The following is a 23,356-nucleotide window of genomic DNA, read 5'->3' as shown; positions in this document are numbered from 1 at the left end:
GGTTTTAATTGGCTGTAAATTATTATGACGAATGACTTTAATTAATTGTAAGTAATAACAATAGCTAATCCCAATTGAATTGGAGTATTAAGCTTTAATTACACAACTCGGTAATGTCATCAACATATGCATTATTTTTAATAAAATCTTTACTCGAAAACATCATATGCCTATGATCGGATAAATTCAGCCTTGGAACAAAGTAATGACAAGCAATAATACAAACTCTGTAACAACCCTTACTATCACTCGCCCAGATGACTGGCATGTACATTTACGTGATGGCGACCAGCTAAAGGATACTGTACGAGACATTAGCAGATACATGGGTCGCGCTATTATTATGCCAAACCTTGTTCCGCCGGCAACATGTACTGATACCGCTCTTTCTTATCGAGAACGTATTATGGCAGCAGGCCCACAAGGTGCCTTTGAGCCATTAATGGTACTTTACCTTACTGATAAAACGACACCAGATGAAATAGAGAAAGCAAAAGCAACGGGCAAAATAGTAGCTGCAAAGCTTTATCCTGCTGGCGCTACAACCAATTCTGATTCGGGTGTTACATCAGTCAAAAATATTTACCCGGTTTTAAAAGCAATGCAAGAAGTAGGTATGTTGCTGTTAGTACACGGAGAAGTTACTGATTCATCAATTGATATTTTTGACCGTGAAAAAGTATTTTTAGAGACGATTTTAGGGGATGTGGTAAGTGACTTTCCTGAACTTAAAATTGTACTAGAGCATATTACAACTAAAGATGCAGTAGAGTTTGTAGTTAATGCACCTAGCAATGTAGCAGCAACAATTACAGCTCATCATTTACTTTATAATCGTAATCATATGTTAGCGGGTGGAATTCGCCCACATTATTACTGTTTGCCAATCCTCAAACGTAACATTCACCAGCAAGCATTAATGGCCGCAGCTATAAGTGGAAATAAAAAGTTTTTCTTAGGAACTGATTCTGCACCACATTATAAAGATAAAAAAGAAGCTGCTTGTGGTTGTGCTGGTGCATATACGGCCCATGCCGCTATTGAGTTATACGCTGAAGCATTCGAAGACGCAGGAGCTTTGGACATGCTTGAAGGATTTGCAAGCCACTTTGGTCCTGACTTTTATGAGTTGCCGCGTAATGCCGATACAATAACATTACAAAGAAAACCATGGGACGTACCTGCAAGTTATACCCTAGGCGACTCTGAAGTTGTGCCTATAAAAGCAGAAGATACTATTGATTGGTCTGTTAAATAGTTAATATTTTATATTTAAACCAAAAGCCGCTTAATTTTTAAAGCGGCTTTTTTGTTTGTATTTTTGATGTTATTGAAGCGTTGTTTGACAGTATTGCTGTTGTAGAGGGCTTTTATACGCGTTTATAGCAATATATATTACAATAATACTTTATAGTTTTTGCTTGGAAATTAGTCAGTTAAAGGCGATTTAAAACAAATTTATATTTTTAATAAATAATTCCCAATTAATAGAGCGAAAAAAAATATAATGTGTTAATCTTACCTTGCTTTGAGTTTTTATGTATTGAATTTACGGATATTGTGCTGCGTTTAAGGTTACCGGTTAGGTTATTACTTGTTCCTGTACTGTACCTCCATATTTTTGAGCATTGACTCAGGGAGGATATTGCCATAATAATATGGCTGAATTTTAATTATTGACTTACAGGAAAATTTAGTATGTCGGTTACTGGTAAAGTAAAGTTTTTCAACGAAGCTAAAGGCTTTGGTTTCATTGAACAAGAAAATGGTCCTGACGTGTTTGTACATTTCAGCGCAATCACTGGTTCTGGTTTTCGCACTCTTAGCGAAGGTCAAGCAGTGACATTCAGCATCAAACAAGGTCAAAAAGGCCCTGAAGCTGAGAACGTAGAAGCAGCATAATTTATTATGTGAACTCTAGTTCATCTTGGTGAAGCAGGTCTCTGTTTCACCATAATTCCTCTCTATGTACATAATTAATAAAATCCTTCTTTTTAAATCCTTGAACACAAATTTCATATATTCTTAAATCTTCTATTTTAATACAAACCCAAAATTCAATTATCTGAATAACTTATACAATCGAACCACTTTCTATCGCATTTAAAACATCCCTTACAATTTATCCAACTGATCCGATACTTATATACATAAAAATGATGCCAAATAACAATCTGTGTAAATTTTAGTGTAAGTCTTGCTAGTGCAATCAGGTTGAAGTTTTGTACTTTAACTATAAATGGGCAAGGGAACCTCTATAGGCCTCTGATAGCTTATTATGGAAGCGTTAGGCATCATTTATAGTCCATTATTATTAAAGTTGAGCAACTTTTTGTGATTAACTTTGTTACTAAATAAATTTAACTGTTAAATAGTATTAATGAGCACTCTAAAGCGGTAAATGTAACTCGTCTAATTATCGAAAGCTATTTGGCTATTTCAGGCCTTGCTAAAAGAAACTTATTATTACTATTTATGGGAAACACGTTTTATAAATGGCTTTAGGTATTGCGTGCATAAAGCAAGGTGGGCGGTATTAGAGATTATCCAGTGTTGTTTTTTTGTGCGACAAATGGTTTGTTTTTTCAGATGAAGTGTTATTGGGGAGATAAAATGTGCTGAAATCGTTTAAAAAATAACTTTTGTTATATCTATCTATATTTTTTTTTGTTTTTTTTCAGTGCGAATTCAGCTTTGGCTAAATGTTGCAATAATGTTGTTTTATGTCAGTACAATGCGAATAAATACACCCCTCAAAAGGCTTTAATCGAAATATTAAGCAAAAGCTTGGTTGCAATAATGTTAACAGTTGTGTGCTAGTACTTTTGTTTAAGCATTAACTTAGCTATTTATTTGCAGAGATTAGTAAACATCAAGTTGACAGCGCTAATTGCATTTAGCATTATTGGAAGGTTGATATCTATTAAAAGATATCAGGGTTGTTCTCTTCGGAGGATAATTAAATTATAAAAGTAACATTACTTAATTGGTTGGGAACTATGTCTGTTAAAATCAGAAAGAGTCTTGTAGCAACTGCGTTGGTTGGCGCATTTGCATTTGCAAGCAGCAATGTGATTGCAGATCCTTTGAATGACGTGCAAAAAGCAGGTCAACAAATTCAAAAGGCTGCGGTTAAGTCTCAAACTAAAATTGACAATGTATATGGTCAAACTCAGGAGCTAATCGCTGAGTACCGTAGCGTTGTTGATGAGACTGAACTTATGAAAGTGTATAACGATCACGTGTCGCGCTTGGTTGATAGCCAAAACGCGTCTATTGAATCGTTTGATCGTCAAATCGCTACGATTGATAACACGAAACAAAACGTTGTGCCTTTGATGTATCGCATGATCGATACGCTTGAGCAATTCATCAAAGCGGACGTTCCATTTAATCTAGAGACGCGTTTAGGACGTGTTGAAAGACTACGTGAAATCATGGTTTCTGCGTCTGTAACGACGTCTGAAAAATTCCGTCAAGTACTTGAAGCTTACACTATTGAAACAGCATACAGCTCACTTGTATCTGCTTCACAAGGTACACTAGAAGTTGATGGCAAAAGTATTAACGTTGATATCGGTCAGTTAGGTCGTATTACTTACGTTGCTCAGTCTTTTGACTTGAAACATGCTTGGGTGTGGGATAACAACACTAAACAGTGGAAAGAATTAGGTGAAGAATACCTAAAACCTGTTAAAGAAGTTATTCGTATGGCGCGTAAGCAAGCGACATTAGAACTTGTTAAACTACCTATCTTTGGCGCGGAGTAATCAATAATGAAGAAACTATTTAAAGGTTTTGCTGTTGCCGCAGTACTAACTGTTTCTGCAGGTACCGCGTTAAATGCACATGCAAATACTGGAGCTCTAGATAAAATACTTGAGCAAGTAAAGCAAGAGCGTATCTCTGAAGGTAAAATCGATAAGAAACGTGAACAAGAGTTCTTATCAGATCGTGCTGACAAGCAATCTTTACTTAATAAAGCTAAAAGCCAACTTGCTTCTGAGAAGTCTCGTGGTGAAAGCTTAACTAAGCAATATGCACAAAATGAAAACACGTTAGCTGAAAAAGAAGCAGCTCTTCAAAGTGCTCAAGGTACTTTGGGTGAGATGTTTGGTGTTGTACGTCGTGCAGCTCAAGACGCTATCGGTTCTATCGAAGCATCACTAGTTAGTGCTGAGAAACCTGGCCGTGCTGAAATCTTACGTTCATTAGCTGCTGCTAAAGAACTTCCTACAGTTCGCGAACTTGAAGAACTTTGGATTTCACTTCAAACAGAAATGACTGAATCAGCTAAAGTTTCAACTTTTGAAACTGAAGTTGCTGGTCTTGACGGTAACCCGTCAATGAAGAAAGTAACGCGTATCGGTAACTTTAACTTAGTTACAGACGATGGTTACTTAATTTATTCACCAGAAACTAAGTCTATTCAGCCTCTAGGTAAACAGCCTGATAGCTATATTTTAGACGGTATCACTGATCTTGAAAATACATCACCAGATAACTACGCTGGTGTTTATATCGATCCGACTCGTGGTGCTATCTTACGTATCAACACTCAAAAAGCGACTCTTATGGAATACTTCCATCAAGGTGGCGTAGTTGGTTATATCATTACAGCTTTACTAGCTTTAGGTATGCTAATTACTCTAATTCGCTTTGTTGACCTTACACTTACTACTAGTAAGATTAAGAGCCAGCTTAAAAATGTTGCTACACCGAATACAAATAACCCACTGGGTCGTATTCTTAAAGTGTACCATGACAACAAGAACCAAGATGTTGAAAACCTTGAGCTTAAACTTGATGAAGCGATTCTACGTGAAACGCCACGCATCGAAGCTGGTATCAACATAATTAAGATTCTTGCTGCAATCGCACCATTACTAGGTCTACTAGGTACAGTAATCGGTATGATCTTAACGTTCCAAACAATCACATTGTTCGGTACGGGTGATCCGAAGATCATGGCAGGTAACATCTCTCTAGCACTTGTAACTACAGCGCTAGGTCTAATTGCTGCATTACCACTAATTCTACTTCATGCTCTTGTAGCTGGTCGTAGTAAGTCGGTATTACACATCCTTGATGAGCAAAGCGCGGGTATCGTTGCTACTCACGCGGAGAAGGAGAAAGCCTAATGCTAGTCCTGATGGAGATATGGGAATCTATCAGGGATTTTGTTGGCACAGGCGGCCAGGTTTTATACGTGGTCGCGATAGCACTCTTTCTGATGTGGGTTTTAATGATTGAGCGCTATTGGTTTCTACTTGCAGAGTTTCCTCGCACAGCGAAAGAAATTGTAGCAAAGTGGGATGCCCGCCAAGACACTACGTCTTGGTACGCACACAGAATCCGTGAAGCATGGATTTCTGAAGCGTCTGAAAAATTAGATCAGCGTATGTTGTTGATTAAGACATTAGTAGCTGTTTGTCCTTTAATAGGCTTACTTGGTACTGTTACTGGTATGATCTCGGTTTTTGAAACCATGGCCAACCAGGGTACGGGTAATGCACGCTTAATGGCATCAGGTATTTCAATGGCAACAATCCCAACAATGGCTGGAATGGTTGCGGCACTATCTGGAGTATTTTTTAGCTCACGTCTTGAGACAAAAGCTAAAATGGTGAAAGCCAAACTTATTGATAGTATGCCTCATCACTAGAGAGAGAATTAAATATGGCACGTAAACAACGTTTTCGTGAAGAAGAAGAAGCAGCGGTTGATATGACGCCAATGCTTGACATCGTATTTATCATGCTTATTTTCTTTATCGTAACTACATCGTTCGTTAAAGAGGCTGGTATCGAGGTCAATAAACCAAAAGCTGCCCAAGCTACTAAGCAAAAAAATGCTAACATTTTTATTGCTATTCGTAGTAACGGCGAAATCTGGGTTGATAAACAACAAATTGATGTTGAACGTATTTCAGCAAAAATCGAAAGTTTATTAGCAGAACAACCTACTGAAGTTGTGATTATACAAGCTGATAAAGAAGCTAAACACGGCACAGTGGTTAAAGTTATGGACCAGATTAAAGCGACGGGTGACAACCTTAGAATTTCAATAGCTGGAGATCAGTAATGATTCGTTTTCTGTTTTCACTGATTGCAGGTGGGGCAGTTACTTTCGGCTTGTTCTACTTCATGGCCTTCCTCATCTCTGGTGGGGCTGACCGTAATACGGAACAAAAAGAGCAGATCATAGTCGAAATAATGACGAATCCGCCTGAATCTAAGGTGCAGGAGAGGAAGCGTGTACCGCCTCCTCCTCCACCACCGCCAAAGCAGCCGCCTAAACCGCAGCCGCCACAGCCGGAAAATAATAATCCAAACCCTGGTGCTATGTCATTTAACATGGGTAGCATTGATGTTGGTAGTTCAGCTGGTGGACTAAGTGGTCCTGGTGCATTTGGACGAGATGGTGATGCGACACCTATCGTTCGTATAGAACCAAAATATCCAACGCAAGCAGCACGTGATGGCAAAGAAGGTTGGGTACAACTTTCATTCACAATTGATGAGTTAGGTGGAGTAACTGACGTTGAAGTAATTGACGCAGATCCAAAACGTATCTTTGACCGTGAAGCTAAACGCGCACTGCGTAAGTGGAAGTACCGTCCTAAGATCATTGACGGAAAACCACAGAAACAACCAGGTTTACAAGTTCAATTAGACTTTAAACTTAACCAAGGCAACTAAGGAGGCGAGTAATGAGAAATTTTTCTAAAGTAACTGCTCTTGCGATTCTTATGTCTGTGTCGGGTGCTACTTTAAGTGCATCTGTTTTAGCAGCGCCAGATTACGCAAAGATTGAAGAGCGTAAAAAAGCAAAAACTAAAATCATGGGCGAGCGTACTGGTAAAAAGGTAATTAAAGCATTTGACTTGTACAACGAAGAAAAAGTTGATGAAGCAATTGTTTTGCTTAGAGAGATTGAACCTTCGAATGACTTTGATAAAGCGACCGTAAATCGTTACTTAGGTAGCATGTACGCTCAAAAAGAAAAGTATGACGAAGCGATTAAGTACTCTAAGCAAGCAGTTGCCCCTGATGTTTTAAACTTTGCTGATCAAGAACAAACTCTAAAGCTGTTAGGTGATTTATACGCTGGCACAGAAAAGTATCAAGAAGCCAAAAAAGCTTATGTTACTTGGATGGATTTTACCGGTGAAGAAGATCCTACGGTTTACACGCGTATTGCCCAAGCTAACTATCAGTTAGAGCAATTTCGTGATGTTTTTGAACCAGCAGATAAGGCAATTAAACTTCAAAAAGAACCTAATAAAGGTCCTTACCAATTAAAACTGGGTGCATACTTTGAACTTAAAGATTATGCAAACATGGTTAAGATTGGCGAAGAGATTGTTCGTGTATGGCCTGATGATAAAAAAGCTTGGGTTAGCTTAGGTAAATATTACCTACAAACCGAAGACTATCAAAAAGGTTTAGCAACGATGGAAGTTGCTTACAAGAACGGTTACTTTGAAAATGAAGTTGAGTATAAAGTCTTATCTAACTTTTACTCTCTAAACGAGATCCCTTTTAGAGCAGCTGTAACGCTAGAAAAGGCCGTTAAGAGTGAAAAAGTAAAACGTACAAAGCAGAATGTTAGCGCGATTGCTAGTAACTATCATCGCTCTAAGGATCTAGAAAAAGCTGCTAAGTACTACGAAGAAGCTGCTAAATTTGATGACGACGCTGAACTTTACCGTAAAGCTGGTTCATTACTTTTACAATCTGAAAAATTCAGTGCTGCTGTTGTTCGTTTGAACAAAGCATTAGAGCTTGGCTCTGACAAAAAAGGTACTATTTATTCAGATTTAGCTGAAGCGTATTACTATCAAGGTAAGTATAAGCAAGCATATGCTGCAATTACTAAAGCTATGGATGACCCTCGCACACGTAAGTTTGCAAAAGGTTGGTCTACATATATTAAAGATAAAGCCGCTCGCAACGGTGTTAAAATTTAATTTTAATTAGCTAAAGCAACTTATAAAAAGCCCCTCTGGGGCTTTTTTTATTGGAACTACTATGTATAAAAAGCTCTCTTTTTCATTACTACTGTGCTTATTTTTAGCTGCATGTTCAAAGCAGCCTCAACCTTATGAGTCATTTGAAGACGCACAAGTTGCTTTAAAAACTTTAAACATGGCACTTGTACAACCAGACGCTAAAAAAATCGATAGGATTACTAAAGAGCAATTGGTCTTTTCTTATGCGTATTTAGTTAAACGTCATACTATTTATCAGAACCTAATGGGTATGGAGCTTAATCTCAATCAAATTGCACAAGTAAACTACTTGGTTATTGCAGAGCGCTTTCCTGAGCGCTATTTTAATTGGCCGGCTCAAGTAGACGTATTAAAAAACATGCTTGCTTTTGAGGGTTCAAAAAGTACGCCGGATAATATTATTACTTGGCTTAAGTTAACCCAAGATACGCTAGACAGTGCTAAACAAAGCAATTTAAAGCTGAATAAAATTGAGCTCACACTACTACAAAGCTATGTATTGAGTGCGATAGGTAGTAATGACGTTCAACCAGCGCTTAAGAGTCATATAAGAGCTTTTAGCGATTATTTAGCTAGTTACAAGCCTAGAGGTAGTGTTGGTCTGAGAGGCCTGCCAAATGGGTCACAGTGGTATCAGAGCAAACTAAATTACTTTAGTGGCGAAGTACATTCACCGCTAGAGTGGGTTACTATTTTAAATGAAAATATAAAAGTATTAGATCGTGTTGCATTCGACAGTAAATTGTCTATTTCTCATAAAAAATCGTTTTTAGTGCAGTATCTATCGAATGAAAAATTAATTGAAGGGCTTGATTGGCAGGCTGATTATCAAGACTTACCTGCAATGGCGAGCAATATGAACATGTCTGATAAAGATAAAACATTGATGCTTGCAATGATGGAATCAGATATTGGCATTCATTACCATGCGTGGACTTTGCCACAGGCAAAGGTGAATCTTATGAAACGCTTAGAAATCACCCAAGAAGAGGCTCAATATTTAGTTGAAGATATAATACTCTACCCAGGGCAATCATTTAGCTTTATACAACAAATTATATAATGATTTGAAAGTGCGCTTATTGTGCGCACTTTGTACACCGTTGGGTTGCGGGATCTAGTTCAAGTGATTTGGCTGGTATTTTTTCTTCACAGTCGCAGCAGTAGCCATATTGCCCAATTTCTATTTGGCTGACCGCTGCTTCTAATTTAGTCATGCGACTGATCAAAAACGCATACTCAGGACCTAGCTTCTCTGCTGCACAGTCTAACCATTCATTGTTTGCTGTATTATCTAAAATTTGTATTAAATGCTGATGTGTAGGGTAGGCTGATTTAGAAAGCATAGTTAATATATTTAATTTAATTTGTGCTATTTCATCGTTTAGTCTTTTTTGATGATGCATTATCAGTACAACCTTATTAAATTGGCTTCACGTTATACTGATATTATCTAGAGGCTTTAGGTTAGCCGTTATGATTTGAATCAAGTTGCGGTGCTTTGGCGTATTTATTTAATACGCTTGCCACATCTTCTTTACTTTTTAAACGCCTGATTTCATCAAATAAATCGATCGCTTGCGGGTATTGGCGTTTAAGGTAACCTAGCCATTGCTTTGTACGAGAAGCAAAATACTTTTCATCTTTTGCAGGGTCTTGATGAATAGCAGAGTGGATTAAGTGATAAATAATATGCTCCCATTGAAGGCCATCATATTGTTCATTATTTACATGAGCTTTAATTTTTTTTGCTAAATCAGGGTGCGAAAGGGCGCCACGACCAAGCATCAAATCAGTACATCCACTTCGTTTTTGGCAAAGCATTGCGTCCTCAACTTGCCAAATTTCACCATTGGCAACAACGGCAATATTTTTATCTTTTATTATTGGTGGAATTTTTTCCCAATAAGCTGGCGGGTTATAACCATCACGTTTGGTTCTGGCGTGTATAGCTACACTATTTGCGCCTGCGCTTACCACAGCATCAACAATTTCTTGGCTGTTACTGTCATCATCAAAGCCTAAGCGAATTTTTGCACTTACTTCATGTTTATCATCTACAGCATCTCGGACTGCTTTAATAATCGTATACATGTGGTCAGGATCTTTAAGCAGTACAGCACCCCCTCGACTACGATTAACGGTTTTTGCTGGGCAACCAAAGTTAAGGTCGACCCCATGAGATCCTAAAGCAATTGCTCTTACTGCATTTTCGGCTAACGGATTTGCTTCTTGGCCGAGTAATTGAACACGCACAGGAGTACCTGCTCGCGTAAATCCATTATTATGTAGTTCAGGGCAAAATCGATGAAAAACTTTATCAGGTAAGCATGTTTCAACCACTCTTACAAACTCGGTAACGCACAAATCGAACCCACCAATGTCTGTGAGTAATTGGCGCATTTTAAAATCAACGACACCTTCCATAGGTGCTAAAACAAGTTTCATAAAGTGATTAATTTTGATAAAAAACTGGACGCATAGTTTACCTGTAAATCACACATTGATAAATCTGTAATTACCAACCATATTTAATGTAGAAACCGCAAAAGTAAATATTATGAAAATAAATGAAAGTTTTTATTCTTGTACAGGTCTACTTAAACATACAAGCAATTTAAAATACATTTTTATTGCTGAGATTTACAATACTTGATTAAAGAGAGTCACAAAATGAATACAGTTAAAAAAAATACAATCGCGTTAACTTTAGGTGCAGTAGTTGTTGGCTCTGCAAGCTTTGTATCTGCAGATGTACAAGCCAACCCATTTGAGTTTCAACAATTAGTGACAGGTTACCAACTAGACGCTAAAGAAGGTAAGTGTGGTGAAGGTAAATGTGGCGGCGATGCTAAAGATGCAAAAGCTAAAACAGAAGGTAAGTGCGGCGAAGGTAAATGTGGCGGCGATGCAAAAGATGCAAAAGCTAAAACAGAAGGTAAGTGCGGCGAAGGTAAATGTGGCGGCGATGCTAAAGATGCAAAAGCTAAAACAGAAGGTAAGTGCGGCGAAGGTAAATGTGGCGGCGATGCAAAAGATGCAAAAGCTAAAACAGAAGGTAAGTGCGGCGAAGGTAAATGTGGCGGCGATGCAAAAGATGCAAAAGCTAAAGCAGAAGGCAAGTGTGGCGAAGGTAAATGTGGCGGCGACGCAAAAGATGCAAAAGCTAAAACAGAAGGCAAGTGTGGTGAAGGTAAATGTGGCGGCGATGCAAAAGATGCAAAAGCTAAAATAGAAGGCAAATGTGGTGAAGGTAAATGCGGCGGCGATGCTAAAAAAACTAAAAAAGAAGGTAAGTGCGGCGAAGGTAAATGTGGCGGTCGTTAATATCTTATTCTAAATAAGTTATGCTAAAAGGGCCTTAAGGCCCTTTTTTGATAAGTTAGAGGTAGTTATGACACAAATCCAGAGTACAGATTTCGGGATGGTGGGCCTTGGCCTACGACGAGAAATGCTTGATGAACTGCTTGAACACGTACCTAATCAAGTAGATTTTTTGGAAGTTGCGCCAGAGAACTGGTTAAAACTAGGTGGACGCTTTAAAAAGCAATTTAGAACATTAACAGATGCAAATAATTTTGTGTGTCATGGATTATCACTGTCTATCGGTTCACCCGAACCACTGGATGTTGAATTTGTTAAATCTTTAAAAGTTTTTTTTGAAGAGCACAATATAAAAATTTTCAGTGAGCACTTAAGTTACTGTTCCGGTACAGGCCATATGTATGACTTAATGCCTATTCCGTTTACACAAGATGCAATAGCACATGTTGTCCCTCGTATTAAACAAGTACAAGACATACTTGAGCAGCAAATTGCGATAGAAAATGTTTCCTATTATGGCGCTCCTGGACAGCAATTATCAGAGCTGGAATTTACAAATACCATTTTAGAGCAAGCAGACTGCAAGCTTTTACTGGATGTGAATAACATTTATGTGAATTCGATTAATCATGGCTATAACGCACAAGCGTTTTTAACAGGGTTACCCTCTAATCGTATCGCCTATGGGCACGTTGCAGGCCATTATAATGAGGCTGATGACTTAATAGTTGATACACATGGTGCTGATGTCATTGATCCTGTGTGGGAGCTACTGGATAAAGCATATGAAGTGCATGGCGTATTTCCAACCTTGCTTGAGCGCGATTTTAATATCCCTACCATGAATATTTTAACCAAAGAGTTAGATATAATTCATGAGCTACAAGCTAAACACATTACTTCAATGGTTTCAAAACAACGAGCTTAATATAAGCCTTTATAAATATTAAAAGAGTGCCTGGTTATGAGCTTTATTGAAATACAAAACGAATTTATGGCGCATATTCGCGAGCCAAAAAAAAATAAAAAGCCCAGCGGTATCGAAGACAGACGTATGTCCATTTATCGCGACCTATTTTTTAATAACATTGAAGGTTTTATATCATCAGGCTTTCCGGTATTAAAAACCTTATATACAGACAAGCAATGGCTGGTTCTTGTACGCCAGTTTTTTAGCGAATATGATTGTCATTCGCCGTACTTTTTAGATATAGCAGGGGAGTTTATTAATTATTTATCAAGTGATTATAAAATAAAAAGATACGATCCCGTGTTTATGCTAGAACTTGCACATTATGAATGGGTAGAGCTAGATGTATCGATTGCACACGAAGATGAGCAAGAGCAAAAATTACAAACAACAGCGCTTACTAGTTCTGCTTTGTATTTATCGAAAACGGCAAGAAATTTAAGTTATCAATTTCCGGTTCAAAATATTAGCAATCGCTTTAAACCAAAAGAGCCATCACCTCAGCCTAATTATTTTGTTGTATATAGAGATGAAGATGATGACGTTCAATTTCTGGCTACGAATGCGATGACGGCTTTGTTACTATCAATTATTGAGGCAAGTGATGGAGCGACATTTGACGACGTTTGCCAACAGGTATTCGCTCATGCACCACAGTTTAATGCAGATCAAATTGCTCAAGGCGCATTAGTTACCCTCAATGCAATGGTTGAACGCGGTGTAATTGTGACAAAAAATCAAGATTAAGGTCTTTATTGATGATTTTACATCGTCTATTATGGCAGCCTTATTTGTCGTGCTTAATAAAAGGTTGTACCAATGTCAGATGATAAAGACTTTAAAGATCCGTTCAACGCTACTTATTTTCTTGCTTTCTTAGCTGTATTTGCAGGGATTGGTTGTTTAAATGCAATATTAGGCTGGATCACTAGCTTAACTTAAAATGCATAGCGTTTATTAAGGCTGTTGCTTACTTCAGCCTTGAACCACTTTATTTTAATTACCCCCCCATAGTTAATACTTCTTTTATAGTAACGCCAAACTCGCAATTAAAGGTTAGTTAAGGTTATAATCACCTGCTTTGTAATATAAACAATTGAGCAGTTAAAATTATGACTCAAGTAACACCAGCAATTATCAAAAACAGCATAACTACAATTGCTGATTATCCAAAGCCGGGCATCATGTTTCGCGATGTAACCACTTTAATGGCAAATCCAGAAGCCTTTAAAGCAACTATTGACGCGTTTATCGCAGAATATAAAGATCAGGGTTTTACTAAAATAATTGGCACAGAATCACGTGGCTTTATTTTTGGTGCGCCACTGTCTTACGCATTAGGCATTCCGTTTATTCCAGTTCGTAAACCAGGTAAGTTACCACGCGAAGTTATTCGTCAAGATTACTTACTTGAGTACGGTGAAGACACGCTAGAGCTGCATGTTGATGCAATTGTACCTGGCGATAAAGTATTATTAGTTGATGACTTATTAGCAACTGGCGGCACAATTGAAGCCACAGCTAAATTAGTTCATAAACTAGGTGGCGAAGCCACAGATGCTGCATTTGTTGTATCACTACCAGAACTAGGTGGCGAGCAGCGCATCAAAAAAATGGGTATTAAAATCCTAAAATTGGTTGAATTCGAAGGCGAGTAATCGATGAGTTATCAGGTTCTAGCGAGAAAATGGCGTCCTCAAACCTTTCATGAATTGGTTGGGCAGTCTCATGTTAAGCAAGCGCTTGTAAATGCGCTTACACAAAATAGACTGCATCACGCTTATTTATTCACTGGAACCCGCGGTGTAGGTAAAACTACTATTGCGCGTATTTTTGCTAAAAGCTTAAATTGCGACGAAGGTATATCTGCAAATCCGTGTGGCCAATGTAGCAGCTGTTTAGATATAGAAGCAGGGCGCTACATTGACTTACTCGAAATAGATGCGGCTTCTCGTACAAAAGTAGAAGACACCCGCGAAATACTCGATAACGTTCAATATGCACCAACACGTGGACGTTATAAAGTATACCTAATCGATGAAGTTCACATGCTTTCTAAGCACAGCTTTAATGCGCTTTTGAAAACGCTTGAAGAGCCACCAGAGCATGTGAAATTTTTATTGGCGACGACCGATCCTCAAAAACTACCAGTTACTATTTTATCTCGCTGTTTGCAATTTAACTTAAATGCGTTATCGCAAAGTGAAATTAAAACACAGCTTGAACACGTACTTACTCAAGAGCAGCTTAGCTTTGATACCGACGCACTTAGCATTATTTCAAAAGCCGCTGATGGCAGTATGCGTGATGCGCTTAGCTTAACCGACCAAGCTATTGCGCAAACAAATGGTGACATTAATAATCAAGCAGTACAAACTATGCTTGGTTTAATGGATACTCATTATAGCCAAAGCTTGCTTGCAGCATTACTTGCACAAGATGGCGCTGCGCTAATGGATGAGATTGCGCAGGTGGCAAGTCGTAATCCTAATTATGTGGCATTACTTGATGATTTAATTGCACTTACGCATTTGACTCAACTAACCCAGTTAGTGCCAGAAGCGGCAGGGCTAGATGAAAAAAATGTAGATTATATTGCTCATGTTGCACAACATACGAGCCCACAACAAATTCAAATTTATTATCAGTTACTGTTAAATGGTAAAAAAGATTTACAATGGGCACCAGAGCCTCGCTTAGGTTTTGAAATGATAATGCTAAGATTATTAGCATTTAAGCCTACAGACGCTCAACAAACTGTACACACAGTAAACGAAGAGCCGGCCCCAAATAAACAAGGCCGCGCAAATGCACTGCGAGATATATTAAATAAAAATAAAACATCGCAAAACACTGTAGCTAGCCAAAGTAGTGTCCCCGTAAATAATACTAAGCCAGTTAGCAATACAGAGCAGCCTAAATCCCTTGAGATAGAGCCTTTACCAAATGTTGCTGCTCAGACATCGAATAATGACGTCGTACAAAGTAATAATGCGCCTGCCCAAGTTGCAGTAGAGCAACCGGTTCAACAAAGTGAAAACGCTTTTGAACAACAGGCCTCAGCTAATGAACAACCACAAACCAATGTTGTTTCGGATGCTCAAGCCCAGCGCCAAAGTGAAGATGAAGCTTACATGCAACATAGTGATGCTGAGCAAACGTTAGCTTCGCAGTTTGACGATATAATGAGTAGCGCTGTAGATCAGGGTTTTAAACCTGCACCTACTGCAAACTCAGAGTCTTCACCAGAGCCCTTAGCAAATCACAATGCAAGTACGCCAATAGCTGAACAAGAAGCGCAGGCGCAATCTGCCATTGCTCGTATTTTACGTGACAGAAACATATCGGGTGCGGGTAGGTTATCAGGCAAGAGTACAAGTACATCTGCAAATAATGTAGCAGTGCAGCCAAGCCAAGCGCCTGCTAAAAAGCCAGAACAGCATCCAAGAATGCCTAAAGCCCAAAGTGTTCATCAAGGTAGTGCAGATACAAGTGCAAGTGAGCTTAATAGCCCTTCAAGTACTGGGTCTGGCGATATCCCTCCTTGGGCAACAGATAGCGAAGGTGAGAGTGAAAAAAAGTATGAGCTCCCAGTAACAGGGGGCCAAACTCAGGCACATAATCACTCCAACATAAAGCCAACTAGTAAGATTGATTTTAAAGCAAAGCACCAAACAATTACTGAAAATCTTGCGCCAGAATTACTTGAGCAAATAAACCCTCAAAAAGCGCCTGAAATAGTGCCAGAGGAAGTAAGTATTCCTGCCCCTGATGATTTTCAAAGCCCAATTAGTGAAATTAGATTTGCACATCAACAAGATGAATGGGCTTATTTAATTAAACGTATGGGACTGGGTGGTCGTATGCGCCAATTTGCATTGCATTCAATATTTACCAAGCAAGGCAACAGTTTACATATAGACGTTGATGAATCACAAAAGCATTTAGATACACCGATGCTTCGCCAAAGATTAGATGCCGCATTGTCGAGTATTTATGAGCATAACGTGTCGTTAAGTATTAATTTTGCTAAGGGAGTTATTGACTCTCCTTATCTTATTCAGCAAAAAATTGATGCAGGTCGTCATCAACAAGCAATCGATGTGATCACATCTGATGAAAACATAGTACAATTTCAGCAAGTATTTAGCGCCGAAATTGACGAAAACAGTATTCAGGCATTGTAATTACTTACAATCGCCCTTATGTTCATGTTAATTAATGTATTAAAAGAAAGAGAGAAAGTTATGTTTAAAGGTGGAATGGGCAACATGATGAAGCAAGCGCAGCAAATGCAAGATCGCATGCAAAAAGCCCAAGACGAAATCGCAACATTAGAAGTTGTTGGCGAAGCCGGTGCCGGTTTAGTGAAAGTAACCATGCTTGGTAACCACAATGTACGTCGTGTTCAGCTTGATGAAAGCCTTATGGAAGACGACAAAGACATGATTGAAGATTTACTTGCAGCAGCATGTAACGATGCTGTACGCCGTGTTGCAGAAGAAACACAAGAGCGCATGGGTAAAGTAACTGGCGGTATGCAATTACCACCAGGTATGAAAATGCCGTTTTAAGTAAATAATGCAACTTTCAGATAGTTTAAATCAGCTTATAGAAGCACTGCGCTGTCAACCGGGCATTGGTCCAAAGTCAGCGCAACGTATTGCTTTTCACTTGCTTGAGCGCGACCGAAAAGGAGGCACTCAGCTTGGCAATGCATTGACTAAAGCAATGACAGCCATAGGGCATTGTCAGTCTTGTCGTACTTTTTGCGAACAAGCTCAGTGCGATATTTGTTTAAGTACAAAACGCCAAGACAGCGGCATATTATGTGTTGTTGAATCGCCTACTGATGTGCTTGCCATTGAGCAAACAGGTCAGTATTTAGGGCTATACTTTGTTTTAATGGGTCATTTATCGCCAATTGACGGTATCGGCCCTAAAGAAATTGGCTTAGACGTTTTAGAGCAAAAACTTGCTCAAGGCGGTATTAATGAGGTTATTTTAGCGACTAACCCTACCGTTGAAGGCGATACTACAGCTCATTATATTGCTCAGCTTTGTCATAAATATAAAGTAGGTGCTTCGCGTATTGCTCACGGTATTCCTGTGGGGGGCGAGCTTGATTTAGTAGATGGTAGAACGCTTATGCATGCTTTTAGCGGCAGGCGTTTAGTTACACAAGACTAACTCTAAGTCACTATTTGAAAAGATATTATAAAAGCCTACATGATTAAATTATGTAGGCTTTTTTGTTTTTAAGGTAAGCTTAGAAGCAATCTAATACCAATCCGCAATAATACTTAATCATTTTGCGGGGCTAAACGTGTCGCTACCTGCGTTAAAAAATTCTCATTTAGAACAACTAAATAGCGAATTTTTTGCCTAGCTATCAACACGTTTTTCCGCCCTCAAAATAGATCATTTAATTAAACAAATTGGTATAATATATTTTTGGGCTATGTCTCTAATTAGTAAGGAATACAATGAAAGATAATCAACCCTACCAAGGTACATTACTGGGTAGTAAGCGTTTTTTACCGCTTTTTATTACGCAGTTTTTCTCAGCGATAAACGATAACGTGTATAAGCAATCAGTGCTTATTTTATTGATATTCCAGGCTGCAACGCTTGCTGATGGCGCACTCTATTCAAATATTGCTGCTGGGCTATTTATCCTACCTTTCTTTTTATTTTCAGGGATGGCGGGGCAGCTAGCTGAAAAAACAGAAAAATCCAAACTAATCAGAATCGTAAAGCTATGTGAAATCCCTATTATGGTTGTAGGGGCTGTCTCTATTTTAACGCAGTATGTTTGGCTGATGTTAGCCACCGTATTTTTAATGGGCGTACAAAGTACGTTTTTTGGTCCATTAAAGTACTCTATTTTACCGCAGCACGTAGCCCCTAACGAATTAACAAAAGCGAATGGCTTGGTTGAATCAGGCACGTTTGTAGCAATACTGATTGGTACAATTTTTGGCACTTACTATATTACTCAATCGGTAGGTCCTACGCTTATAAGTATAGCAGTATTAGTACTGGGTGTTATGGGTTATGTGAGCAGTCGCTTTATACCCATTAGTGAGGCAAACGAGCCTAACTTAAAATTTACCTATAATATATTTTCATCCACGAAAAACGTATTTTCAGCACTTAATTCGCAAACAGAATCGGTTGGTAAATCAGTCCTCGGGATCAGTTGGTTTTGGTTAATTGGCGCAATTATTTTAACGTCCCTACCAAATTATGTAAAACACACAATGGGCGGCGATGAACTGGTTGTAACTAGCGCGCTTGTTGTGTTTTCACTAAGTATTGCTATTGGTTCGTTATTGTGTGAAAAGCTTTCTCGCTCTCGAATAGAATTAGGAATTGTGCCTTTTGGCGCTATTTTAATTACCTTGTTTTTATACTTACTGAGCCAAGAGAGTGCTATTAGCTCTTATTTACCTCAAAACCTTGAATTATTGACGCTTGATCAGTTATTAAAAACAGGCGACATGTTGTGGCATTTTGTATGGATGGCAGGCATTGGTATTGGCTCTGGTTTTTATACTGTACCTCTGTATGCGCTTATTCAACAGCGTACTGAAGAGTCGAGTCGCTCACGAGTTATAGCGGCTAACAATGTATTAAATGCACTGTTTATGGTGGGCAGTGCTGTTTTAAGTATTGTAACGCTGTCTGTTTTTCAGTGGAGTATTTCAGAGTTGCTACTGTTACTTGCTGGGCTAAACTTGCTTATATCTGTTTATATTTATACCAAAGTACCAGAGTTCTTTTTACGATTTATTATATATATTTTAGCTATTTGTATGTACAGAGTGCGTACAAAAGGTGAAAGTAATATTCCAGATGAAGGCGCTGCCGTTATAGTGTGTAATCACGTGAGCTTTGTCGATTGGATGTTTATTTTAGCAGCATCACCAAGGCCTATCCGATTTATGGTATTTGCCCCTATTTATTATTCGCCAGCCCTACATTGGTTATTTAAAATGGCCAAAGCTATTCCCATTAACAGTGAAAAAACCAATCCAGAAGCGTTTAAAAAAGCGTTTGACGAAGTGGCTGCTGCGCTTAATAAAGGCGAACTTGTTGGTATTTTCCCTGAAGGAAAACTAACCAGTGACGGCTCTATCGATATTTTTCGCCGTGGAATCGAGCGCATTATTGGGCGCTCACCTGTGCCCGTTATTCCTGTGCATTTAGGGGGCCTGTGGGGAAGTATGTTTAGCCGAAAAGCTAAGTGGCAACTACCACGATTAAAATGGTCTTTGGTGTCGGTTGCAGTAGGTACCCCGATTGCCGCTGACAAAGTAGTAGCAGACGATTTACGTGAGCAAGTATTGGCTTTAAAAGCGCTTCATTCAAAAGATATTGACTAATTTAATGGCTAACTCAATATTGGATACACCAGTAGAGTCACAAATGATTGTTGATGACTTTGTAGCGCCTAAGTGCGACGGGATTATTGAAATATTATATCAAGATGATGATATTTTACTGATCAATAAACCCAGTGGGTTATTAAGTTTGTCTGGTAAGAATCCGCTTAACTGGGACTCAGTACATTACCGTTTAGTAAATGGTCAAAAAGAGTTAACAGCCGCATTTGCTGAGGCTAAGTTACCGCATCGGTTAGATTTGGGTACATCGGGCATTATGATTGTTGGATTAAACGCCAAAGCATCAAAGCATCTTAATAAACAGTTTCAGGCGCGCACTATCCAAAAGCGTTATGTAGCCATGTTAGAGGGTAGCTTAGCTGTTGATGAGGGGGAAATTACTGCACCAATAGCAAAAGATAAACTGCTTTTTCCGCGAGTTAAAATTTGCCAAACGACGGGCAAAGTAGCGGTGAGTGAATACAGTGTGCTTGAGCGGCTTAAACAACCGTGCAGAACCTTAGTGCAATTTACGCCCGTTACCGGACGTACCCATCAATTACGAATACACAGCCAGTTTATAGGGCACCCAATTTTAGGCTGTGATTTATATAAAAGTGCGCAAAGTGAGTACATGGCAGGACGCTTACAATTACATGCCAGCGATTTATATTTTGAACATCCAACAGCAGGTGAAAAGATTCATATTAATTGTCCGCACCCATTTTAGATAAACGAGATATTCTATTTTTTCGTTTCACCTTTTTTTGATTTTTCCCTTGAAGTTCTAACACCTCACCCCATATTAAGTGCATAACGCAGACACTTTGCAAATTGGAGATATATAAATGACTGCAGCACAAAAAGAAACATTAGGCTTTCAAACAGAAGTAAAACAATTATTAAACTTAATGATTCATTCTCTTTATTCTAATAAAGAAATATTTTTACGCGAACTTGTGTCAAACGCATCAGATGCGGCAGACAAGTTACGCTTTTTAGCGCTATCTCAAGGCGACCTTTACCAAGGTGATGCCGATTTACGTGTTCGTATTAGCGCAGATAAAGAAGCAAATACAATTACCATTTCTGATAATGGTATTGGTATGACACGTGATGAAGTAATAAGCTCATTGGGTACTATTGCAAAGTCGGGTACTGCTGAGTTTTTTAAAAACTTAACGGGTGATCAAAGTAAAGATTCACAATTAATTGGTCAATTTGGTGTTGGTTTTTACTCAGCATTTATTGTTGCCGATTTAGTAACTGTTCGTACACGTAAAGCCGGTGAAACAACCGCTTACGAGTGGGAATCTCAAGGTGAAGGCGAATACACGCTTCAAGAAATTGAAAAAGAAGGCCGTGGTACCGACATTATTTTACATCTTCGTGATGAAGAAAAAGAATTTGCTGACGATTACCGCCTGCGCGGCATTGTTACAAAATACTCAGACCATATTTCAACACCTGTACAAATGTTTAAAGCAGAAGTACCAGAGTCTGAAGGCGAAGACGGCGAAAAAATTCCAGCAGTACCAGGTGAGTGGGAAAGCATTAACCGTGCAACTGCATTGTGGACGCGTGATAAGTCAGAGCTTTCTGATGAAGAATACAAAGAGTTTTACAAGCACGTAAGCCACGACTGGGAAGATCCACTTAGCTGGGCACATAATAAGGTTGAAGGTAAAACTGAATACACGAGCCTTTTATACATCCCTAAAAAAGCACCTTTTGATTTATGGAACCGTGAACGTCAAAGTGGCTTAAAACTTTACGTACAACGTGTATTTGTAATGGATGATGCTGAGCAGTTCATGCCAAGCTACCTTCGCTTTGTAAAAGGGTTACTAGATTCAAACGATTTACCTCTAAACGTATCTCGCGAAATTCTACAAGACAACAAAGTAACGCAAGCTATCCGTAAAGGGTGTACATCGCGCATTATTAAAATGCTTGAGCGTATGGCTAAAAACAAAGCTGACGATTACCAAGTATTTTGGAATGAGTTTGGCCAAGTAATGAAAGAAGGCCCAGCTGAAGATGCGGCAAATAAAGAAGCCGTATGTAAGTTATTACGCTTTTCTTCTACTCATACTGATTCAGAAACGCAAGATGTGTCGCTTGAGCAATATGTTGAACGTATGAACGAAGGCCAAGACAAAATTTACTATGTAGTAGCTGATACATTCACTTCTGCGAAAAATTCTCCTCATTTAGAGATTTTCCGCAAAAAAGGGATTGAAGTATTGTTACTAAGTGACCGTGTTGACGAGTGGATGATGAGCCACTTAACTGAATTTGCTGATAAGCAACTACAGTCAATCACACGTGGTGATCTAGATCTAGGTAAGCTGGACGACGAAGAAACTAAAAAAGCACAAGAAGAGTCTGAAAAAGAGATGGCTGGCCTTGTTGAACGTATTAAAACAGCACTAGGTGATGACGTTAAAGAAGTGCGCTTTACGCACCGCCTAACAGATTCTCCAGCATGTGTTGTAAGTGACGACAACGACATGAGCTCACAAATGCAAAAGCTAATGGAATCTGTTGGTCAAGCAGCACCAGAAGCAAAACCTGTGTTTGAGCTAAACCCAGAGCATCAACTTGTTAAGCATTTGAATGACGAACAAGATGAAGATAAATTTTCACAGTGGTCACATGTTTTATTAGACCAAGCATTACTTGCAGAGCGCGGTACACTTAAAGATCCAACTGGGTTTGTTACTCGCCTAAACAAACTAATGCTTGAACTAAGCAAGTAGCCAGTTAACTATTTAGTTAATAAAAGTATAAATTATATACTTTAAATAAAAGGGAACGTATGTTCCCTTTTTTAATGCGCTGTAAATACATCAACAACTCATCAATTAGTATAAGTTGCTTGAGTATCGGCGGCGCTTGTGGAAGAATTCAGGCTTTAAAATAAATATCCATACTAGGGGACAATAATATGCGCATTATTCTTTTGGGCGCGCCGGGTGCAGGTAAAGGTACTCAAGCTCAGTTTTTAATGGACAAATACGGTATTCCACAAATTTCTACTGGCGACATGTTACGTGCAGCAATTAAAGAGGGCACGCCATTAGGCTTAGAAGCAAAAAAAGTAATGGATGCTGGTCAACTAATTTCTGACGATATTATTATTGGTTTAGTAAAAGAGCGTATTACTAAAGCTGATTGTGAGAAAGGTTTTTTACTTGATGGCTTCCCACGCACAATTCCTCAAGCTGATGCGATGAAAGAAAATGGCGTAGTGGTTGATCACGTTATTGAATTTGACGTGGCTGACGAAGTGATTGTTGAACGTATGGGCGGACGTCGCGTTCATCCTGGTTCTGGTCGTGTTTACCATATTGTATATAATCCACCAAAAGTGGAAGGTAAAGACAACGAAACTGGGGAAGACTTAATTGTTCGCGCTGATGATACTGAAGAAACAGTACGTAAACGTTTAGGTATTTATCACGAGCAAACTATGCCATTAGTTGATTACTACCAAGCAGAAGCTGCTGCTGGTAATACTCAATACCACAAACTAGATGGTACACAAGCTGTTGAAGCTGTAAGTTCACAACTTGGTGAGCTTTTAGGTTAATTATAAAAGCACATTAAAAAACCGCCAATTGGCGGTTTTTTGTTTTAAGGTTGTTTAGCATTGCT

General features: G+C 38.8%; 23 protein-coding genes. 21 read left to right on the top strand and 2 right to left on the bottom strand.

Annotation, left to right across the window (positions count from 1 at the left end; all coding sequences use genetic code 11):
• Positions 1–205: 205 nt before the first annotated feature.
• The 9 genes from pyrC (at position 206) to I6E85_RS16135 (ending at position 9,077) form a co-directional block, all read left to right on the top strand.
• The gene (gene pyrC, locus I6E85_RS16175) at positions 206–1,258 is read left to right on the top strand and encodes a dihydroorotase (protein ID WP_024590811.1); all 1,053 of its coding nucleotides are present in this window, start codon (positions 206–208) and stop codon (positions 1,256–1,258) included.
• A 440-nt stretch (positions 1,259–1,698) separates the two neighbouring features.
• Entirely contained in the window at positions 1,699–1,902 is a 204-nt protein-coding gene (locus I6E85_RS16170) for a cold-shock protein (RefSeq protein ID WP_002961702.1), read from the top strand.
• A 1,097-nt stretch (positions 1,903–2,999) separates the two neighbouring features.
• Positions 3,000–3,770: a DUF3450 domain-containing protein gene (locus tag I6E85_RS16165; protein ID WP_024590812.1), complete on the top strand. Its 771-nt coding sequence runs from the start codon at positions 3,000–3,002 to the stop codon at positions 3,768–3,770.
• A 6-nt stretch (positions 3,771–3,776) separates the two neighbouring features.
• Positions 3,777–5,141 (top strand): MotA/TolQ/ExbB proton channel family protein, encoded by a 1,365-nt coding sequence (locus I6E85_RS16160; RefSeq protein ID WP_007583865.1) that lies wholly within the window; start codon positions 3,777–3,779, stop codon positions 5,139–5,141.
• Positions 5,141–5,665: a MotA/TolQ/ExbB proton channel family protein gene (locus tag I6E85_RS16155; protein ID WP_002961709.1), complete on the top strand. Its 525-nt coding sequence runs from the start codon at positions 5,141–5,143 to the stop codon at positions 5,663–5,665. The genes I6E85_RS16160 and I6E85_RS16155 overlap by 1 nt, the downstream gene beginning before the upstream one ends.
• 14 nt (positions 5,666–5,679) lie before the next feature.
• Positions 5,680–6,084 carry a biopolymer transporter ExbD gene (locus I6E85_RS16150; RefSeq protein WP_007583867.1) on the top strand — a complete coding sequence of 135 codons (405 nt, stop codon included), beginning with the start codon at positions 5,680–5,682 and terminating at the stop codon, positions 6,082–6,084.
• Positions 6,084–6,701 (top strand): energy transducer TonB, encoded by a 618-nt coding sequence (locus tag I6E85_RS16145; RefSeq protein WP_007583869.1) that lies wholly within the window; start codon positions 6,084–6,086, stop codon positions 6,699–6,701. Before I6E85_RS16150 ends, I6E85_RS16145 begins: the two co-directional genes overlap by 1 nt.
• Positions 6,702–6,712: 11 nt before the next feature.
• On the top strand, positions 6,713–7,972 hold the full coding sequence (locus I6E85_RS16140) for a tetratricopeptide repeat protein (RefSeq protein WP_010553387.1): 1,260 nt from the start codon (positions 6,713–6,715) through the stop codon (positions 7,970–7,972).
• Between the two features lie 61 nt (positions 7,973–8,033).
• The gene (locus tag I6E85_RS16135) at positions 8,034–9,077 is read left to right on the top strand and encodes a hypothetical protein (RefSeq protein ID WP_101163954.1); all 1,044 of its coding nucleotides are present in this window, start codon (positions 8,034–8,036) and stop codon (positions 9,075–9,077) included.
• Between the two features lie 16 nt (positions 9,078–9,093).
• Here I6E85_RS16135 and I6E85_RS16130 read toward each other — a convergent pair whose 3' ends face one another.
• Both I6E85_RS16130 and I6E85_RS16125 read right to left on the bottom strand, forming a co-directional pair.
• Entirely contained in the window at positions 9,094–9,420 is a 327-nt protein-coding gene (locus I6E85_RS16130) for a TraR/DksA C4-type zinc finger protein (protein ID WP_024590816.1), read from the bottom strand.
• Positions 9,421–9,481: 61 nt separating this feature from the next.
• Positions 9,482–10,462: a tRNA-dihydrouridine synthase gene (locus I6E85_RS16125; RefSeq protein WP_007583877.1), complete on the bottom strand. Its 981-nt coding sequence runs from the start codon at positions 10,460–10,462 to the stop codon at positions 9,482–9,484.
• Between the two features lie 225 nt (positions 10,463–10,687).
• Between I6E85_RS16125 and I6E85_RS21035 the strand changes: the two genes are divergently transcribed.
• The 12 genes from I6E85_RS21035 to adk all read left to right on the top strand — a co-directional run bounded on the left by I6E85_RS21035 (position 10,688) and on the right by adk (position 23,291).
• A complete protein-coding gene (locus tag I6E85_RS21035) occupies positions 10,688–11,341 on the top strand; it encodes a hypothetical protein (RefSeq protein WP_231621082.1) in 654 nt (217 codons plus the stop codon).
• A 67-nt stretch (positions 11,342–11,408) separates the two neighbouring features.
• Positions 11,409–12,266, top strand: a complete 858-nt coding sequence (locus I6E85_RS16115; protein ID WP_197237146.1) for a DUF692 domain-containing protein — start codon at positions 11,409–11,411, stop codon at positions 12,264–12,266.
• Positions 12,267–12,302: 36 nt separating this feature from the next.
• Positions 12,303–13,055, top strand: coding sequence for a DUF2063 domain-containing protein (locus I6E85_RS16110; RefSeq protein ID WP_024590819.1), 753 nt, complete (start codon positions 12,303–12,305; stop codon positions 13,053–13,055).
• Positions 13,056–13,127: 72 nt separating this feature from the next.
• Positions 13,128–13,250: a hypothetical protein gene (locus I6E85_RS21170; RefSeq protein ID WP_002962301.1), complete on the top strand. Its 123-nt coding sequence runs from the start codon at positions 13,128–13,130 to the stop codon at positions 13,248–13,250.
• A gap of 170 nt (positions 13,251–13,420) precedes the next feature.
• Positions 13,421–13,966, top strand: a complete 546-nt coding sequence (gene apt, locus I6E85_RS16105; protein ID WP_007584093.1) for an adenine phosphoribosyltransferase — start codon at positions 13,421–13,423, stop codon at positions 13,964–13,966.
• Positions 13,967–13,969: 3 nt separating this feature from the next.
• Positions 13,970–16,495: a DNA polymerase III subunit gamma/tau gene (gene dnaX, locus I6E85_RS16100; RefSeq protein WP_197237145.1), complete on the top strand. Its 2,526-nt coding sequence runs from the start codon at positions 13,970–13,972 to the stop codon at positions 16,493–16,495.
• Between the two features lie 60 nt (positions 16,496–16,555).
• Positions 16,556–16,882 (top strand): YbaB/EbfC family nucleoid-associated protein, encoded by a 327-nt coding sequence (locus tag I6E85_RS16095; RefSeq protein ID WP_002962306.1) that lies wholly within the window; start codon positions 16,556–16,558, stop codon positions 16,880–16,882.
• A 7-nt stretch (positions 16,883–16,889) separates the two neighbouring features.
• The gene (gene recR, locus I6E85_RS16090) at positions 16,890–17,498 is read left to right on the top strand and encodes a recombination mediator RecR (protein ID WP_008165968.1); all 609 of its coding nucleotides are present in this window, start codon (positions 16,890–16,892) and stop codon (positions 17,496–17,498) included.
• Positions 17,499–17,794: 296 nt separating this feature from the next.
• Positions 17,795–19,696 carry an MFS transporter gene (locus tag I6E85_RS16085; RefSeq protein ID WP_197237144.1) on the top strand — a complete coding sequence of 634 codons (1,902 nt, stop codon included), beginning with the start codon at positions 17,795–17,797 and terminating at the stop codon, positions 19,694–19,696.
• Between the two features lie 4 nt (positions 19,697–19,700).
• A complete protein-coding gene (locus tag I6E85_RS16080; RefSeq protein ID WP_231621081.1) occupies positions 19,701–20,426 on the top strand; it encodes an RluA family pseudouridine synthase in 726 nt (241 codons plus the stop codon).
• A gap of 118 nt (positions 20,427–20,544) precedes the next feature.
• The gene (gene htpG / locus I6E85_RS16075; RefSeq protein ID WP_007584077.1) at positions 20,545–22,458 is read left to right on the top strand and encodes a molecular chaperone HtpG; all 1,914 of its coding nucleotides are present in this window, start codon (positions 20,545–20,547) and stop codon (positions 22,456–22,458) included.
• Between the two features lie 188 nt (positions 22,459–22,646).
• Entirely contained in the window at positions 22,647–23,291 is a 645-nt protein-coding gene (gene adk, locus I6E85_RS16070) for an adenylate kinase (RefSeq protein ID WP_010553395.1), read from the top strand.
• Positions 23,292–23,356: the final 65 nt, after the last annotated feature.

Origin of the sequence: Pseudoalteromonas sp. NZS71 (genome assembly GCF_015864715.1) — a bacterium.
GTDB classification, from domain to species: domain Bacteria; phylum Pseudomonadota; class Gammaproteobacteria; order Enterobacterales; family Alteromonadaceae; genus Pseudoalteromonas; species Pseudoalteromonas arctica.
The sequence above is the reverse complement of the archived record's forward strand: the minus strand, read 5'-3'. Positions and strand labels throughout refer to the sequence as shown.

Excerpts from the sequence above, each read along its gene's own strand:
- I6E85_RS21035 (WP_231621082.1), top strand. The coding sequence starts at position 10,688 with ATGAATACAGTTAAAAAAAATACAATCGCGTTAACTTTAGGTGCAGTA.
- I6E85_RS16110 (WP_024590819.1), top strand. The coding sequence starts at position 12,303 with ATGAGCTTTATTGAAATACAAAACGAATTTATGGCGCATATTCGCGAG.
- I6E85_RS16135 (WP_101163954.1), top strand. The coding sequence starts at position 8,034 with ATGTATAAAAAGCTCTCTTTTTCATTACTACTGTGCTTATTTTTAGCT.
- I6E85_RS16170 (WP_002961702.1), top strand. The coding sequence starts at position 1,699 with ATGTCGGTTACTGGTAAAGTAAAGTTTTTCAACGAAGCTAAAGGCTTT.
- I6E85_RS16145 (WP_007583869.1), top strand. The coding sequence starts at position 6,084 with ATGATTCGTTTTCTGTTTTCACTGATTGCAGGTGGGGCAGTTACTTTC.
- I6E85_RS16125 (WP_007583877.1), bottom strand. The coding sequence starts at position 10,462 with ATGAAACTTGTTTTAGCACCTATGGAAGGTGTCGTTGATTTTAAAATG.
- I6E85_RS16160 (WP_007583865.1), top strand. The coding sequence starts at position 3,777 with ATGAAGAAACTATTTAAAGGTTTTGCTGTTGCCGCAGTACTAACTGTT.
- I6E85_RS16155 (WP_002961709.1), top strand. The coding sequence starts at position 5,141 with ATGCTAGTCCTGATGGAGATATGGGAATCTATCAGGGATTTTGTTGGC.
- I6E85_RS16085 (WP_197237144.1), top strand. The coding sequence starts at position 17,795 with ATGAAAGATAATCAACCCTACCAAGGTACATTACTGGGTAGTAAGCGT.
- dnaX (WP_197237145.1), top strand. The coding sequence starts at position 13,970 with ATGAGTTATCAGGTTCTAGCGAGAAAATGGCGTCCTCAAACCTTTCAT.
- I6E85_RS16130 (WP_024590816.1), bottom strand. The coding sequence starts at position 9,420 with ATGCATCATCAAAAAAGACTAAACGATGAAATAGCACAAATTAAATTA.
- adk (WP_010553395.1), top strand. The coding sequence starts at position 22,647 with ATGCGCATTATTCTTTTGGGCGCGCCGGGTGCAGGTAAAGGTACTCAA.
- pyrC (WP_024590811.1), top strand. The coding sequence starts at position 206 with ATGACAAGCAATAATACAAACTCTGTAACAACCCTTACTATCACTCGC.
- I6E85_RS16140 (WP_010553387.1), top strand. The coding sequence starts at position 6,713 with ATGAGAAATTTTTCTAAAGTAACTGCTCTTGCGATTCTTATGTCTGTG.
- recR (WP_008165968.1), top strand. The coding sequence starts at position 16,890 with ATGCAACTTTCAGATAGTTTAAATCAGCTTATAGAAGCACTGCGCTGT.
- I6E85_RS21170 (WP_002962301.1), top strand. The coding sequence starts at position 13,128 with ATGTCAGATGATAAAGACTTTAAAGATCCGTTCAACGCTACTTATTTT.
- I6E85_RS16165 (WP_024590812.1), top strand. The coding sequence starts at position 3,000 with ATGTCTGTTAAAATCAGAAAGAGTCTTGTAGCAACTGCGTTGGTTGGC.
- apt (WP_007584093.1), top strand. The coding sequence starts at position 13,421 with ATGACTCAAGTAACACCAGCAATTATCAAAAACAGCATAACTACAATT.
- htpG (WP_007584077.1), top strand. The coding sequence starts at position 20,545 with ATGACTGCAGCACAAAAAGAAACATTAGGCTTTCAAACAGAAGTAAAA.
- I6E85_RS16080 (WP_231621081.1), top strand. The coding sequence starts at position 19,701 with ATGGCTAACTCAATATTGGATACACCAGTAGAGTCACAAATGATTGTT.
- I6E85_RS16115 (WP_197237146.1), top strand. The coding sequence starts at position 11,409 with ATGACACAAATCCAGAGTACAGATTTCGGGATGGTGGGCCTTGGCCTA.
- I6E85_RS16095 (WP_002962306.1), top strand. The coding sequence starts at position 16,556 with ATGTTTAAAGGTGGAATGGGCAACATGATGAAGCAAGCGCAGCAAATG.
- I6E85_RS16150 (WP_007583867.1), top strand. The coding sequence starts at position 5,680 with ATGGCACGTAAACAACGTTTTCGTGAAGAAGAAGAAGCAGCGGTTGAT.